This is a genomic window from Actinoplanes sp. NPDC020271 (genome assembly GCF_044388125.1).
In the GTDB taxonomy this organism is placed as follows: domain Bacteria; phylum Actinomycetota; class Actinomycetes; order Mycobacteriales; family Micromonosporaceae; genus Actinoplanes.
Genome location: NZ_JBIRWQ010000016.1, coordinates 13783 through 29961, shown reverse-complemented (window position 1 = coordinate 29961; position 16179 = coordinate 13783). Strand labels below are relative to the sequence as shown.

12 protein-coding genes are annotated in these 16179 nt (G+C 72.5%); 7 read left to right on the top strand and 5 right to left on the bottom strand.

The window, feature by feature from the left end; all coding sequences use genetic code 11:
* Positions 1-66: 66 nt before the first annotated feature.
* Complete coding sequence (locus tag ACH442_RS29930) at positions 67-828, bottom strand: enoyl-CoA hydratase/isomerase family protein (RefSeq protein ID WP_396341455.1); 762 nt, start codon at positions 826-828, stop codon at positions 67-69.
* A 99-nt stretch (positions 829-927) separates the two neighbouring features.
* Between ACH442_RS29930 and ACH442_RS29925 the strand changes: the two genes are divergently transcribed.
* Positions 928-1827, top strand: coding sequence for an endonuclease/exonuclease/phosphatase family protein (locus ACH442_RS29925; RefSeq protein WP_396341454.1), 900 nt, complete (start codon positions 928-930; stop codon positions 1825-1827).
* Positions 1828-1879: 52 nt separating this feature from the next.
* Here the strand turns inward: ACH442_RS29925 and ACH442_RS29920 are convergent, their stop codons facing one another.
* A complete protein-coding gene (locus ACH442_RS29920; RefSeq protein WP_396341453.1) occupies positions 1880-2449 on the bottom strand; it encodes a helix-turn-helix domain-containing protein in 570 nt (189 codons plus the stop codon).
* Between the two features lie 51 nt (positions 2450-2500).
* Between ACH442_RS29920 and ACH442_RS29915 the strand changes: the two genes are divergently transcribed.
* Both ACH442_RS29915 and ACH442_RS29910 read left to right on the top strand, forming a co-directional pair.
* On the top strand, positions 2501-4096 hold the full coding sequence (locus ACH442_RS29915; RefSeq protein ID WP_396341452.1) for a methyltransferase domain-containing protein: 1596 nt from the start codon (positions 2501-2503) through the stop codon (positions 4094-4096).
* Between the two features lie 109 nt (positions 4097-4205).
* The gene (locus tag ACH442_RS29910; RefSeq protein WP_396341451.1) at positions 4206-9443 is read left to right on the top strand and encodes a DUF3320 domain-containing protein; all 5238 of its coding nucleotides are present in this window, start codon (positions 4206-4208) and stop codon (positions 9441-9443) included.
* Positions 9444-9531: 88 nt separating this feature from the next.
* On the opposite strand, the gene ACH442_RS29905 is transcribed toward ACH442_RS29910, so the two are convergent.
* Complete coding sequence (locus ACH442_RS29905; protein ID WP_396341450.1) at positions 9532-10881, bottom strand: macro domain-containing protein; 1350 nt, start codon at positions 10879-10881, stop codon at positions 9532-9534.
* Positions 10882-10973: 92 nt separating this feature from the next.
* Here ACH442_RS29905 and ACH442_RS29900 point away from each other — a divergent pair, with 92 nt between their 5' ends.
* The 4 genes from ACH442_RS29900 (at position 10974) to ACH442_RS29885 (ending at position 14307) form a co-directional block, all read left to right on the top strand.
* Positions 10974-11501, top strand: coding sequence for a hypothetical protein (locus ACH442_RS29900; RefSeq protein ID WP_396341449.1), 528 nt, complete (start codon positions 10974-10976; stop codon positions 11499-11501).
* Positions 11498-13243, top strand: a complete 1746-nt coding sequence (locus ACH442_RS29895) for a hypothetical protein (protein WP_396341448.1) — start codon at positions 11498-11500, stop codon at positions 13241-13243. Before ACH442_RS29900 ends, ACH442_RS29895 begins: the two co-directional genes overlap by 4 nt.
* Positions 13244-13259: 16 nt before the next feature.
* The gene (locus ACH442_RS29890; RefSeq protein ID WP_396341447.1) at positions 13260-13946 is read left to right on the top strand and encodes a TIR domain-containing protein; all 687 of its coding nucleotides are present in this window, start codon (positions 13260-13262) and stop codon (positions 13944-13946) included.
* A gap of 121 nt (positions 13947-14067) precedes the next feature.
* Positions 14068-14307 carry a hypothetical protein gene (locus ACH442_RS29885; protein WP_396341446.1) on the top strand — a complete coding sequence of 80 codons (240 nt, stop codon included), beginning with the start codon at positions 14068-14070 and terminating at the stop codon, positions 14305-14307.
* Here the strand turns inward: ACH442_RS29885 and ACH442_RS29880 are convergent.
* Positions 14287-15489 (bottom strand): hypothetical protein, encoded by a 1203-nt coding sequence (locus ACH442_RS29880; protein WP_396341445.1) that lies wholly within the window; start codon positions 15487-15489, stop codon positions 14287-14289. The two genes, ACH442_RS29885 and ACH442_RS29880, sit on opposite strands and share 21 nt — an antisense overlap.
* Positions 15490-15562: 73 nt before the next feature.
* Positions 15563-15895, bottom strand: a complete 333-nt coding sequence (locus ACH442_RS29875) for a hypothetical protein (protein ID WP_396341444.1) — start codon at positions 15893-15895, stop codon at positions 15563-15565.
* Between the last annotated feature and the right edge of the window lie 284 nt (positions 15896-16179).

Genomic DNA, 16179 nt, shown 5'->3' with positions numbered 1-16179 from the left:
TGGGCGCTTTTCCGGTTCACCCGTGACGGCCCCGTGCCGCTGGGCGATTGTGCAGGATACCTGCGGCTATTCGCCGGTGAAGGTCGGGCTTCGCCGGGCCAGACTCGCCGCGATGCCCTCCGCCGCGTCCTTCGTCGCCCAGTGCACCCGCTGCTCCGCCAGCTCGTGATCGAGCGCCGCCCGCACCCGCCCGGCCAGATCGCCGCGCAGCGTGGCCCGGATCGACCGCACCGCCAGCGGTGCCGACGCGGCGATCTCCACGGCGAGAGCCCGCGCGGTCTCCCGCACCCGCCCGGTCTCGGCGAGCCGGTCGGCCAACCCGATCCGGTACGCCTCCTCACCGCCGACCCGGCGTGCGGTCAACATCATGTCGGTCGCCTTCTGCCGCCCGACCAGGTCCGGAAGCGTCACGCTGAGCCCGAACCCCTGGTGGAACCCGAGCCGGGCGAAGTTCGCCACGAACCGCGTGCCCGCCTCCGCCACCCGGAAATCGGCGGCGCACGCCAGGCCCAGGCCGCCCCCGACCGCCGTGCCCTGTACCGCGGCGACGATCGGTGTCCGCACGTCGAACAGTTGCACCGCCCGCCGGTACAGCCGGGCGGCCGCGTCCACATGATCGGCCGCGAAGTCCCCACCGCCGAAATCCGCCCCGGCGCAGAAATGCCGGCCCTCCGAGGCCAGCACGATCACCCGGCACCGCGGATCGTCGTCCAGCTCCCGCGCGGCGTCGACGATCCCGCCGATCAGCACCTCGTCGAAATGGTTGGCCGGCGGCCGCCGCATCTCCAGCAGCGCCACCCCGTCGTCCACGCTCACCGAGAGATCCACAAAGCCACAGCTTAACCACCTTTTCCCGGACGCCGTGATCCCGGCCCCGATCGCGGTATCTACAGTGATCACTTCTTTCGATCACAACGGGGAGAGATCTTGAGGAAGCTTCGCGCCGCCCTCACCGGTGTCCTGGTCGTGCTCGCCGCGCTGATGCCGGTCACCCCGGCCGCGGCCGCCGCGCCCGCCGGGACGAACCTGCAACTGATGTCGTGGAACATGTGCGACTCCCAGCGCGCCAGCTGGAACTGCGGGGCCTACGGCACCTTCGCCGACAAGCTCGGCGTCGTCAAGGACCACGTGGACAAGAACTACGTGCAGGCCCTGCTCCTGCAGGAGATCTGCGAGAACGACCTCACCACGCTGATGAGCTCGCTCGGCTCCGGCTGGAGCAAGAACTTCGCGCCGTACTACTACTCGAACGACGGAGTGCGGACCAACAGCCGGTGCGGCGAGGACAACAGCAGCCGGCAGGACCGGTACGGCACCGCCATCGTGATCCACGCCGGGCTGTCCGACCCGCAGATCATCCCGACCACTCAGCCGTGGAACGGGCAGAACACCGTGCAGCAGTGCGCCACCGCCACGTACTTCGACGCCATCCGGCTCTGCAACCTGCACATCTCCCGGTACGGGGTCAACCCCGACCACCCCACCTGGGACTACGCCGACGACCAGCTGGCCGAGGTCAAGACGGTGGTCGACCGGTACGAGCACGTGGCCTTCGGCGGTGACCTGAACGTGGTGCCGCCGGACTGGCCCGGCGACAACTCCCGCGACTGGGTGTGGCCGGCCGGCCTGTACTGGGACGGCACCACCGGATACCGCGAGTGCGACCAGTCCGACCCGGCGAACCCGGTGCGGACCGGACGCTCCACCACGGTGTGGAACGTCAAGCTCGACCACGTCTTCAGCACCGAGCCGTGGCGCTGGTGCGTGGTCGCCGACACCCCGTTCTCCGATCACGACCCGGTCATCTACAGCATGAAGATCGCCTGACCGGCCCGCCCGGTCCGCCCGTGCGGGCCCGGAGCGGGCCGCGGGGTGGGGGTCAGGCCTTGGGGCGGGCGCGGACGTGGACCCGCTCGCCCTGCGGGCCGAACAGGCTGATGATCTCGGCGGGCTCGGTGCCCGGGTTCAGGACCAGGTGGGGCACCCTGGTGTCGAACTCCGCGGCCTCGCCCGGGGTCAGCACGATGTCGTGCTCACCGAGCCGCAGGCGGATGAGCCCGCTGAGGACGTAGAGCCATTCGTAGCCCTCGTGGGTCTGCTGTTCGAGCCCACAGTCCGGCGCGGTGGGCGGGATGATCTGCTTGAACGCCTGAACACCGCCGGGGCGGCGGGTCAGCGGGATGTAGATCTGACCGTTGCGCTCGACGGGCCGCTGCCGTACCCGCGGGTCGCCCGTCTCCGGGGCGTCGACCAGCTCGTCGAGGGTGACCTGGTACGTCTCGGCGAGCGGCAGCAGCAGCTCCAGGGTCGGTTTGCGGTCGCCGGACTCGAGCCGGGACAGCGTGCTGACCGAGATGCCGGTCGTCTCGGCGACCTGGGTGAGTGTCAGGTCGCGTTTCTGTCGCAGGGATCGCAGTTGCGGCCCGACCGAGGCCAGCGCTTTTGCCATAGCAGCAAAGATACTTGCCGTTCTGTGGCCCGGCGAGCGACCGTGGCGGCAGTGACGACGAGAGGGCAGACGATGGAGCAGACGTACGACGTCGTGGTGATCGGTGGCGGCGCGGCCGGGCTGAGCGGGGCGGTGACCCTGGCCCGTTCCCGCCGGTCGGTGCTGGTGATCGACCGGGGGGACCCGCGCAACGCCCCGGCCGGGCACGTGCACAACCTGCTCGGCCGGGAGGGTGTCCCGCCGGCGCAGTTGTACGCGGCGGGCCGGGCCGAGGTCGCCGGGTACGGCGGGGAGGTGCGCGACGGCACCGCCGAGCACGCCGAACGGGTCGACGGCGGGTTCCTGGTCACGCTGGCCGGCGGTGAGCGGGTGCGCGGTCGACGGCTGCTGGTCACCACCGGGCTGGTCGACGAGCTGCCGGACGTCCCGGGGCTGGCCGCGCACTGGGGCCGGGACGTGGCGCACTGCCCGTACTGCCACGGGTGGGAGGTGCGCGGCCGGCGGATCGGTGTGCTCGCCACCGGCCCGTTGAGCCTGCACCAGGCACACCTGTGGCGCCGGCTCAGCGACGACGTGGTCTACCTGCTCAACGGTGGTGCGGCGCCGGCGCCCGAGGCCGCCGAGCAGCTGGCGGCCCGCAGGATCCCGGTGGTGCGCGAGCCGATCACCGAGGTGTTGAGTGCGGACGGGCGTCTTTCCGGCGTACGGCTGGATGATGGTCGTGAAATTGATCTTGAGGTGATCGTGGTCGGCCCGCGGTTCGTGGCGCGCTCCGAGTTCCTCGGCTCACTGGGGCTGGAGCCTGGCCCGATGGAGATGAACGGGCACGTCATGGGCTTGCGGATGCCGGCCGAGGAGTCCGGCGCGACCGCGGTGCCCGGCGTCTGGGTGGCCGGGAACGTGACGAACCTGGGCGCGACCGTGGCGGTCGCCGCGGCGGCCGGGCAGACCGCCGGCGCGATGATCAACATGGATCTGATCGCGGAGGAGACGCGTGACGCGGTCGCCGAGTACCGCCGCCAGCAGGCGACCATGTTCGAGGCCGACGCCTGGGAGGAGCGCTACCGGACCCGGGACGCGATCTGGTCCGGGAAGCCGAACGTGCAGCTCGTGGCCGAGGCCGCGGACCTGCCGGCCGGGCGCGCGCTCGACGTCGGCTGCGGGGAGGGCGCCGACGCGGTCTGGCTGGCCGAGCGTGGCTGGGAGGTGACCGGCGTGGACATCTCGGCGGTGGCGCTGGAACGGGCGGCCGGGCACGCGAAGGCCGCCGGGCTCGCCGACCGGATCACGTTCACCCGGGCCGACCTGCGCGAACAGGCGCCGGAGGAGGCGTACGACCTGGTGTCGGCGCAATACCTGCACCTGCCGGCCGAGGTGCGGCGCGAGCTCTACGCGCGGCTGGCGGGCGCGGTGAAACCGGGGGGCACGCTGCTGCTCGTCGGCCACCACCCGGACGACCTGGCCACCGCGCCGCGGCCCATGCACTTCCCGGACATGATGTTCACGGCCGGGCAACTGGCGGCCGAGCTGGACCCGGCCGCCTGGGAGGTGCGGGTGGTGGAGAAGAGGCCGCGCGAGGGCCATGACGGCGTGGTTCACGACTCGGTCCTGGTGGCTCGGCGACGGGAGCCGGGCGCGGCCGGGTGACGCGTCACGGGCGGCGACGCGGCTCGCGGGACAGCGCCGGACGCGTAAACGCGGGTGTCTTTCGGACGAATCGCCAGCAAGGAATCGGTTGCCTTGCTGCAATGGGCTCATGCGGCGCGATGATGCAGAAGGACAGAGCGGGCCGGGCGACGACGCTCGCGCGGCCCTCGCCGCCTGGCGCGACGGGCTCACCGATCCCGGCGCCGCCGACCGGCTCGTCGACCTGCCACGGGCCGGGGCCGACCTGGTCGAGATCACCGGCCCCGGCCCGGACGCCGTGCTGGACCGGCTGCGCCAGGGGCGGGACTGGTCGTTCGGCGCGGGCGGCGACACCCTGCACACCGAGCTGGCCGCCGACGCCCTGCAGACGCTGCTGCGGCACCTGCGCCGGCACTCCCACCAGGAGAGCCTGGACCGCGGCGAGGACGTCCTGCACCTGGCCACCGGCCTGCTGCACTGGCAGGACGCGGACGGCTCGGCGCACGCCGGTCCGGTGCTGCTCACCCCGGTCGACCTGGTCGCGCTCGGCCCCGGCGACGTGCCGCGGCTGCGCGCCGGCACCGGCGACCCGGTGCTCAACCCGGCCCTGGCCCGGCGGCTGCGGGCGCTCGGCGTCGAGCTGAGCGCGGACCGCGCCGAGCTGCGCGAACGGATCGCGAAACGGCCCGGGTGGCGGCTCACCGACACGGTGGTGCTCGCCGCGTTCGACCTGGCCGCCGAGGCCGTCCGGGAAGATCTGACCGAACACGAGCCGGCCGTCCTGGAGCACCCGGTGGTCCGGGCGCTGGCCGCCGAGGACGGCGCTTTCGGGTTCGAGCCGGGCGAGCTCGGCGACGACGTGCCGCTGCTGCTGGACGCCGACGCGGACCAGCGGGCGTGCATCGCCGCCGCGCTCGACGGGCACAGCTTCGTCGTCGACGGGCCGCCCGGGACCGGCAAGTCGCAGACGGTGGCGAACATGATCGGCGCGCTGACCCACGCCGGGAAGCGGGTGCTGTTCGTCTCCGAGACCGCGTCCGCGCTCGACGTGGTCCAGCACCGGCTGGCCGCCGCCGGGCTCGGCAACTACCTGCTCGACCTGCACGGGCGGCGCGCCGGGCGGCGCCAGGTGGCGTCCTCGCTGGCCGCGGCTCTGGAGGCGGTTCCGCTGCCGTCGGCCGGGATGGACGAGCCCGACCGGGAGACGCTGCGGGAACGGCGGGAGCGGCTCACGGCGTACGCCGAAGCAATGAACGAAGTCAGGGAACCGCTGGGGGCAAGCCTGCATGACGTCCTCGGGCGCCATGCTCTTCTCGACGGGATCCCGGAGAGCCCGGCACCGGGGTTGCAGCCGCTCGCGCTGACCGAGGAGGCGCTGGACCGGGTCCGGGAGGCCGCGCTCCGGCTGCGGGACGCGTGGCGGCCGGCCACCGAGCGCAGCGGCTTCCGCTGGCGCGAGGTGATGGAACGCGAGTCGCTGGCCGCGGCGCTGGAGCAGGCTCAGCTCGCGCTGGACGTGCTGGGGGAGGCCACCGACGCGTACGCGCCGATCGCCGCCGCCTTCCACGTGCGGCTCCCGGTCGACGCGGCCGGCCTGTCCGATCTCGCCGCGCACGCCGCGGCGCGCCCGGCCGCGGCCGCCGACCACTGGCTCACCGCGGCCACCCTGCGCCCGGTCCGGGAAGCCGCGGAAACGCTGGCCCGCCTGATCGACGACGTCCGGCAGGCCGAGGAGCAGGCCCGCGCCCGCACCGGCCTGGACCCCGCCGCGCTGGCCCAGCAGGAGGTCACCGCCCTGCCCGAGCAGCCGGAACTCGACCCGCCCGCGGTCGCGATCGCGCCGCTGACCGCGGCCGCCGCGAAGACCCTGGCGGGCCGGTTCGCCGCCGACGCCGACGAGCTGGAACACCAGCAGAAGAGCCTGGACCGGATCACCGGCCGGCTCGGCCTGCCCGACGTGGTCAACTTCTCCGACGTCGAGCTGGTCACGCTCGTCGCCGAGCTCGGCGCCCGCCCGGACAAGCCGGAGGCGGCCTGGTTCGGGCCGGGCGCGCAGGCCGGCGTGCACGCCGCCGCCGGGGCGCTGCGCCGGCACGTCGAGGCGGTCGCCGGTGCCCGGGCCCAGGCCCGCGAGTACTTCACCGAGGCGGTGCTGCACGAACCGGTCGAGGACCTGGCCGAGCGGTTCGCGACCGTGCACCGCGGCGTGCGCAAACTGCTCGCCGGGCACCGCTGGGACAAGGAGACCGTGGCCGCGCTGGCCGAGCCCGGCGTCACCGTCGACGAGGCGATCGCCCACCTGCCGCTCGCCGTCGCCTGGCGGCGCGCCGACGAGGGGCTGACCGCCGCCGAACGGCAGAACGCGGCGCTGCTCGGCCGCTACTGGAAGCGGCTCGACACCGACTTCCTGGCCATCGGCCGGGCCCTGGAGACGGTCGGCGAGGTGCTGCGCGTGACCCCGCCGGAGGCGCTCGCCGCGGTCATCGACTACGTCTGCCACCGTGGCGACAGCGAACTGCCGCGCGTGGCCGGCGAGGCCCGCGACGTGTTCCGGCACTGGCGGTCCACGCTGCGGCCGGCCCCCGAGCCCGCGGCCCGCCCCGAACTCGGCCAGGGGCCGGTGACCGCCGCCGTCGCCTGGCTGCGGGCGCAGGTCGGACCGCTGCGAGCGGTCGCCGAGACGGTCGGGCAGCTCAGCGCGGCCACCGGGCGGGACCTGGACCTGGCCACGGCCACGGAGGTCGCCGCGGCGCGCCGGCAGGTGCTCGGCACCGCCCGGGCGCTGGCCGAGGCGACGCCCGGGCTGCAGGCCACGCTGGGCGACATGTTCCGCGGCCGGGACACCGACCTGCCCGCCGTCGACCGGGCGCTGGACTGGACGGCACAGGCCCGGACCCTGCGGACCGGCTCCGACGCGGCGCTCACGGCCGAGCAGGCCGCCGCGCTGCGCAGCGCGACCAGCCCCGACCTGTCCGACTTCATCGCCCTGTGGGACGAGGCCCGGCAGCGGATCATCGACGCGTTCGGCCCGGCCCGGCAGGTCCGGCTCGGCACCAGCCTGGACCGCTTCGAGACCGCCCGGGACCTGCTGCGCGACCTGCGCGAGGACGAGACCGGGCAGCGCGAGTGGTTCGACTACCTGGCCGCCCGCGAGGTGCTCGCCGAGCACGGCCTGGACTCGGTCGTCGACTACTGCGCCGATCACGGCATCGAGGTGGGCCGGCTCGGCGCGGTGATCGAACGGACCGTCTACCGGGCCTGGGCCGACGCGGTCATCGCCGACGACGAGCGCCTCGAACCGCACGCCGCGGCCGGGCGCAACGAGCTCGTCGAGGACTTCCGCCGGCTCGACACCGCCCTCATGCAGGACGCGGCCGGGACGATCATCGAGGCGATCGACGGACGACGGCCCCCGGTGACCAAGGACGGTGCGCCCGCGCTCCTGCGGGCCGAGGGCCAGCGATCGGACGGCCATCTTCCGGTCAAGGACCTTCTTGCCCGTACGTGGGAGACCGCCGCCGCCCTGAAACCGTGTTTCGTGATGCCGCCCGCCGCGGTCAGCCGCTACCTGCCGGCCGGGCGCCGCTTCGACGTGGTGATCATCGACGAGGCGTCCCGGATGACGCCCGCCGCGACGGTGGCCTGCGCGTACCGCGGGGAGTCGCTGATCGTGATCGGCGACGACGCGCAGCTCGCCCCGGCCAACGGCCAGGCGTCGGTGCTGGTCGCCGCCAACGACTGCGGGGCGTTCACCCGGCTGGCGCTGACCCGGCACTACCGCAGCCGCCACGAGTCGCTGATCGACTTCGCCAACCACACGTTCTACCTGGACCGGCTCGTCACGTTCCCGAGCGCGCACCCGGCCGGGCCCGACCTCGGCCTCGAACTGCTGCCGCCCGTGGACGCCACGGCCGAGGCGGACCTGGTCGCCGACCGGGTCGCGCACCACTTCACCACCCGCCCCACGCTGTCCCTGGGCGTGATCACGCTGACCGCCGGGCAGGCCGACGCGGTCGCCGATGCGGTCGAACTGGCCCTCGGCGCCCGCCCCGACCTGGAACGTTTCCTCGGCGACGACCCGCTCACCGGGTTCTTCGTCAAACCGGCCGACGCGGCCCAGGGCGACGAACGCGACGTGATCATCCTGTGCACCGGGCCGGACCTGGCCGCGGCCGGGGGACCGGCCGGCGCCCGCCGCCTCGACGTGGCGATCACCCGCGCCCGCCAGCGCCTCGAAGTCGTCACCGCGATCGCCGAGGCCCGCCGCGAGGAACCGGCCGACGAGGGCGAACGGCGGCTGGCCGCCTACCTCGGCGCCGCCGCGACCAGCCGGGACACCGCGGAGCTGTCGCCGCTGGCGGCCTCCGTCGCCGCCGTCGCCGAGAAGTGGGGCTACGCCGTCACGCGCCAGGTCGGCGCGGGTCACTGCCGCATCGAGATCGGCGTACGGCACGCCGGCACCGGCGCCTACGCCCTCGGCGTGCAGTGCGACGGCCCCGGCTACGCCGCGCTCGCCGACGCGCGCGACCGGGACCGGCTGCAGGAACAGGTGCTGCACGGACTCGGCTGGCACCTGCACCGGGTGTGGAGCATCGCCTGGTTCCGTCACCGGGCCGCGGAGGAGGACCGGCTGCGGGCCGCCGTCGAGAACGCGCTCGCCGTCCCCGACGTCTTCGCCGAACCCGACCTCGACCTGGTCACCCGGCCCGCGCAGCCACCCGAGTGGGCGCTGCCCTACCGCCACGCCGAACTGGAGCCGCTGCCCGCGGCCGCCCGGATCAACGACGCGGTGGTGCGGGCGTTGCTCGTCCGTACCGTCGAAGCCATCGCCGAGGTGGAAGGGCCCGTCCACATCGCCGTGCTCGTCCGCCGGATCCGCGAGGCCTGGGGCATCAGCCGGGTCACGCAACCGATCCGCCAGGCCATCGAATCCGCGATCCAGGAATCCACCACCGATTTCGACGGTACGTTCGTGACCGCGGCCGACGCCCCGATTCCCGCCGTGCGGGTGCCGGGCGACGGGGTGGCCCGCAAACCGGAACAGGTCGCCGACTCGGAGCTGCAGCTCGCCCTCGAATACCTGGTCCTCGACGCCGGCCTGGTCGAGAGCGACGACCTGATCGCGGCCGCGGCCCGGCTGTTCGGGTGGAGCTCGAACAAGGCGGGATCGGCCCGGCTCGCCGCGATGCTCGACGACCTGGTCGCCGGCGAACGACTGATCGCGCACCGCAACGGGCTGATCGCCGCCCCGGCCGACGACCTGTTCGACCTGCCCGACCCGGCCACCCTGCCGCACCGCGACGACACCACCCCGATCGGCCTGGAGGATCAGTCGTCGAGACCGGACATGTCCAGCACGAACCGGTAGTGGACGTCGTCCTCGAACGCGAGCAGCGCAGCAGCGGTGACAGGTCGTGCTCGGCGGCTTCCGCGCGGCCTTGCCCCGGAACCCTGCTCTACTGCTTGCCGAGGAACTCGGCCAGCGACTGCAGGTCGAGCCGGGCCAGATCGCCCGGGCGCAGGACGATCCGCAGCTCGGTGCTGAACCGGCCGGCCCGGTTGCGGGCGACGAACGAGCCGACGAGCAGCGCGACCAGGTCGTCCGGCGTCGCCGAGTCGATCCGCGACAGACCGGCACCGATCAGCGGGACGGCGACCGGCTGGAGCTGACCGTGCAGGTAGAGCGCGTCCCACAGCCGGTCCAGGCTGACCGTGAGGTCGTGCTCGGAGGAGCGGGCGACCAGGTCGTTGCCGAGTCTGCTGTAGGCCACCGCGTACATCTGCCGGCCGGCGGCCCGCAGCACCGCCACGGTCCCCACCGGGTACCGGATCAGCTTGCCGTGCCGCTTGCCGGCCCGCGTCTCCCGGGCCAGCGGCGTGACGTTCCGCAGGGCGGTCCGCAGGTGCTGGTCCAGTTTCTGCCGCCGGTCGCCGAACAGCCGCCGGGTCGCCTCGGCCTGCAGCGAACGACTGTTGATCACCAGGTCCGCGCGGGTGTCGGTGTCGAAGGTGTCGGTGAAGCCGATGACCAGGTGCGCGTCGGTCATGGCGAAGATGTCGCCCTCCACGACCGATACCACGAACGGGTGTGGACCGTCGAACACCCGGCGCAGCGGGTCCCGGCGGGCGCTCCGATGCCGGGCCCGCAGGCTCGTGATGAGGCGGGTCAGCTCAGGGTCGTCCGGCGCGCCCGCGCTCAGGCGATCCGCCAGGTCGAGTGCGTCCGCCGAGCGGCCGGCGTCGGCGTACGCCTGCACCAGGTCCCGATCCGCGGCCGCGCGCAGGTCGCGGAGGCCGCGGATGACCGGCGCCGCGAACGGCAGGTCGGCCACCTCCGGCATCGGATCGCCGCGCCACAGCGACGACGCGTCGCGCAGCAGGCGTACCGCCGTGGCGGCGTCGACCCGGCGAGCCTGCTCGACCAGGCGCCGGTAGCACCGGAAGTCGACGTGGTCGGCGTCGAGCCGCAGCCGGTACGACGACGTGTGGCCGTGCTGATACGTCTCGACGACCGTGCCGCCGGGAACCGGAGCCGCCCGGCGGATGGTGTTGACCGCCTTCTGCACCTGTGTGCGTTCGACCCGGCCGATCGTCCGGCGGTCGCCACCCCACACGTCCCGGTACAGCTCCGCCACCGTGACGAACTCGTCGGGCTGCACCGCGAGCCGCAGCAGCACGGCCAGTGACTTGGGCGGCAGCCGCCGCCGGGTGTCCTCGACGACGAACTCGGCCGGACCCAGCACGGCCAGGAACGGAAGCGGACCGGAAGCACTCCGGAAGCGCTCGGCATCTTTCGCGGGAAGCATCGTTCGGATTTCCTTGAGGAGCGAGACCGGAATTGTTCCGGCACGCCGGGGAGGCGATACCGTATGGCCAGTATCAACATCGGCAGGCGACAATGGAAATGATCGTGGGCTGGCTGCAGGACGCGGCGGTCCTGATTCCGATCATGATCGGGGCGGTCGCCGGTGCCGTGCCCACCGCGATGATCGAGAGAATGCGGAACAGGGCGGCACTCGACACCCGCTGGGATTCAGCTATCCAGAGAACATGTGCGGACTTCGCGGCCTGCGCCCGCACCATTCTCGATCTCACGGAACACCACGACCCGGAGATCCCGGACGTCCCCGAGGCGACCCGCCGCGAACACAGCCGCCTGCAGGTGCTGATGGCCGAGGTCCGGATCCTGGGCGACGAAGCGGTCCAGCTCGCCGCCCGCAGAGTCGTGCGGCACGCCTGGGCGCTGCAGGTGGAAACCGCGACCGGGACCGACCCGCGGGCCGCCGACCATCCCTCGCTGACCCCGCGCGAGCGCCTGCTCGGCGCCCTTTTCGACTTCTATCGCGCGGCTCGGCGGCAACTGCGGGTGCCGGCCGCCGCCGAGCTGATTCCTCTCAACCCGCCCGACGAGGTGGTGCTCCGATGACGCACGAGGACGAGGACGAGCCCGGCGGTGGGATCACCGTCCGGCCGCCGGCACCACGCCTGCCGGTCACGACATTGCCGACACGTCAGCTGTGCGCTGCGATGAACCTCGACGCCGAGCTCCGCGGCTTCGTGCTCAGCCTGTTCCTGGGGCAGCGGCATCGCGCCTGGGGCCCGAACTACGGCGTGGACACGACGACGGTCATCCGGCACGCCTGGCGGGCGCGTCGCTGGCAGCGCCTGCGCGACGCGGTCCTCGGCGTGGCGCTTCTCGGCATCGTCGCGCTGCTCGTGCTGCGGTGGTGGAGCCGCGGCGACCTGCCCGCCGTCGCCACCGCGGTGGCCTGGGTCGTCGCGGCCGTGGTGTTCCACCGGATCGTGCGCCGGAGGAAGGGAACCGTGTGGAAGACGCTGCGGTCGATGTGGGGGAAGAAGACCACCGGCCGGCGTGTCCTCGTCGTAGCCCTGTTCGGTCTCCTGGCCTCCGGCTACTGGCTCGTCCAGGCACTCCGCCGAGGCGACCTGGTGGTCGCGCTGGCTCTGCTACTGATCGTCCTGGCCATCGCTCTCGTCGATGCCTTCGTGGTGGTGCGGCGGGTTCGCGCGGCGCTGACCGGTGGGCTCCCGGACGGGGTCACCCCGCTGTTCCCGCACGACCAGGCGCCGGCCCTGTCGACCAAGCGGGAGACGTGGCTGGCGGCCCTCAGCGACGTTGCCGAGTCGGCGTGGCCGTCCGAGGATCCGCATGCGCGAGTCATCGCCTACGACCTCGACAACTGGCGAGAGGACTCCCTGAAGAACACCTTCGTCGGGAGTGGCTTCTCGGTGGGTGACTTCGAGATCAGCATCGATGTCTCCAAAGGCCGCCAGACCAGGAACGGAAAGGTGAAGAAGTCGCAGACCATCGACCTGATGTCCCTGCACCGGAGCCTGGAGGAGATCGCGCTGACCAAGGATCTGCCCGGGGCATGGACCGGTTATCGCATGTACGTGGACGGCCGGAACCTGAGAGGCAAGAACCTGCTGTCCGAGGCCGGCGGACGTCCGGTGAGCTGGCTACCGCTGGACGAGGTGCTCGCCGGTCTGACCGGCCCGACGGCGAGCCTGCGGACGTACCAGTGCTTCCAGGTGCCGGTCGTCAACTGGAACGAGAAGATCATCCTGACGTTGTTCATCCGTGCGGACCTGACCGAGACGAACCTGATCCTGCACACCGAGATGCTGATGCTCCCGATGATGGATCTCAGCGGCTGCCCGCTGATCGCGGAGATGCCCCGTGACTGGTGGACACACGCGACCGCGGCGGTCAGGCTGGGCGCGACCCAGGTGTGGCGCACCTCGCTCCATTGCTTCCTGTGGCCTCTCACGGATCTGCGCCAGGTCCTTCGCCGCCGCCGCGCCGCCTGGACCGTGCGATACCGGCTCCGGCATGAGCAGGTGGTGAGCCACGGCGCATTCTGCTCGGTCCGGGAGAGCCTGGCCGAGGGGGTACGCGTCGTCCACCCGAATGCCGTCCAGGACATCAACCGCACGATCCACTTCCTGATGCAGGAATTGCGCAACGGGCTGGCCGGATATCTGCGCGCCAACGACATCGACACGTCGTCGCTGGGGGAGGAGATCAGTACGGTCATCACCAAACAGAAGATCGCGATCGACCGTCTCAGCGCCGACAACGTCGTGATCGGCAAGGGCAAGGCAGGCGACACCGTGAAAACCGCGAAGGGCGACACCGGAAGCTGATTCGGGAGGCGGCGCAATGGGACAGGACATCAACGTCAAGAGGTTCAAGGCCGAGAAAGGGGTCATCGGCAAGGGCAGAGCGGGTGATGACATCACGCAGGAAATCGCTGAACCGGCGAGATCGGGCCGGCACCGGCGACTGGCTGTGGATCCGCGGACGGTGTTCGTCATCCACGGGCGCGACATCGAGGCCCGCGACGCGCTCTTCGCATTCCTGCGCGCGCTTCGTCTCGAGCCACAGGAATGGGAGCACCTGGTCCGGGCCACCGGCAAGGGCGCGCCCTCGCTGGCCGAGGTGGTGGACCGAGCGGTGCGCGAGGCGCAGGCGGTGGTGGCCCTGCTGACGCCGGACGACGTCGTGCGACTGCATCCGGATCTGCGCAACGGCTCGGACGCTGCCGTGGATCGCGAGGCCGGTTGCCAGGCCCGTCCGAACGTCTACCTCGAGCTGGGAATGGCGCTGGCGGCGCTTCCGGACGCCACGGTCATCCTCGAGGCCGGGGGTTTGCGTCGCACCACCGACCTGGCGGGCCTGAACTACGTGACCGTCGACTCGTCCGCGGAGTGGCGGAACAAGGTCGCCGAGCGGCTGCACAACGCCGGCTGTCCGGTCGACCGGGGCGGCGGCGACTGGCAGCAGCCACGCTGGTTCGCCGACCTGCAGGCCTATCACCGCCGGGCCGCGAAGAAGAACGGCGCCTGAGCGACGTCCCGGGCCGGCTGTCATGGCGTCGTGCGCCGTGGACCACCGCCACGGGAGGCGGGCCGCGGCGCGACGCCGGTTGCTACGTCCGCCGGCATGGATCTTCCGTCGCCGCGGCCGCGTGGCCCCGCCGGCCCGCACCGCCCTCACCCTGGTCCGGGCCCTGAACCTGGACCGGGACCCGGGCCGGGCCGCCCGGCTGCCACGGTTGACCGAGGTGGCGGTGCCGCGCCGAGCCGGCCGCCGTGACCTCGAGGGCAGAGCCGTCACGATCCAGCAGATCGGCAAGCAACGGCAGCTCGCCGGCCCCGGCCGGTCCGGAGCGCCTACGCCGGGGTCGTCAGGTGCCTGGCGATGGTGAACCAGCCGGCGGTAGTGCTGCGTCGAGTGTCTCCGTCGGCTCATCGCGTGCGGGCAGCGGCCGGCGGGGACGGCTGAGTCGTCGGGTTCGTTCTCGCAGCTCACCGATGAGGGCGAGGTCGAGATCGATGGCGGCCAAGGCCCGTTCCGGCTGCTCACCCGCCTGAGCCGAACGTCGCGACGCCTCGGCGACTGCGAGCAGCCGCTGGGACTGGTTCGTCACCGCCTCGCTCAACCCGGCCTGCATCTGCCACTCGATCGCGCGGATCCCGTCGCGTGCCCGCTTGCCGACAGCCATCCGGAAGGTGTCGATCAGCGACCTCAGCTCGGCGGCGCTCTCGCTGTTGCGCCGGCTGCGTTGCCGCTGCTTCTCCCCGGCGAGGGCGGTCCCGCCGAGGGCGATCGCGCCGGACGCCGCGACGGCCGTGGACAGCCAGTACGGCATCGCGAGGCCGAGGAACCGGGGAACGATGAGGGCGATCATGATGCCGCTGTAGGCCGGCATGAGGACGCCGATCAGCCGGGTGGCCATCGTCTGCCGCTCGGACAGTATCCGTGGGCCGCGGCGGATGTGGGCGACCAACTCCGCCGGCGCTTCGAGGTCGAGATGCGCCGGCGGCACCGCCTCGCTCACCCCGATCGAGGCGGCGACCCGCTCGCCGATCTCGCGCGCGGCCACGCGCAACGCCCGATGTACCGCCTCGGTCTCGGCCACGAGGCGCTGTCGCAGCCAGCGGTCGAGGTCGGCGCCGGCCAGACCCTGTGACTCGATCACCGCGGTGCCCTCGTCGAGCAGGGCCCGCAACCAGTTGTGCACGGCGAACTCGATGTCCGACATGGTCGCCGCCAACGCGTCGCTGAGTGCCCGTGGCCATTTGCCGGCTTGTGCCTGGAACGCGCGCAGGCGGGCCTCGTCGTCACGCGCCTCGGCGGCGAGGCGCGCCCGGTGACGGGGGTCGGCCATCGCCGCACGCCGGCTCCGAAGCTCGACTTCCAGCTGCTGCAGAGCGTGCATCACCGCTTCCGCGATGATCATCGTGGGGTGCCCGTCGGCGAGCTCCGCGGCGGCCAGCCGCATCCGGCGTTCCAGATCGGGGCGTACGTTGGCGGCGGCTCCCTGCAGCACCTTCTCGACCACGTCCAGAAGGTCGTCCTGAATGCTCAGGTCGCTCCGCACGGTCATCGCAGCCTCCGTCAGGTGCCGGTGCCCGGCCGGCAGCCGGCGGCCCGTTGCCGCCGGCTGTCAGCGCACGTCGTCAGTGGCAGAACGGGATCATGTGGTGGTCGTGGCCCATCGGACTGCCGCCGCCCCGGCCCGGGTCGCAGTCGTCGAAGCTGCCCCGGCCCGGGTCGCAGTCGTCGAAGCCGCCCCGGCCCGGGTCGCCGCCGGGACCGCCCCAGCCGTGGTCACCGCCCCAGCCGTGGTCGCCGCCGCCGGCCTGGCCGCCGTCGCCGCAGTCATCGGCGCCGCCCCATCCTCCGTTGTGCTGCTGCCCGTGGCCGAAGCCCTGGTCCCCGCCGCCGAACAGACCGCGACCGAGGTCGAGACATCCGCTGCCGCCTTCGAGGGAACTCTGCCAACCGCTCATTTCACATCCTTGCTATCGGGGGGTCTGACTCGTCTACGCCAACGACGGAACCGGCCCCAGGACACCGAGTCCATGCGGGCGACCAACTTCACTGTCAGGACCCGTCACCTTTGGCGTAGGAGAGATCCGGCCTGCGACCGGCGTCTTGTGGTGCCGGGAACAGTGCGTCGATGTCGTGTGCTCGGCCGGGCCGCTTCGTTGCCGGAGAGGTGGTGGGCAGATGCCCGGCACAGCTACATCAACATCGATACATCCAAATCTGGCGTTGAAGGTTTGGGAGCGCT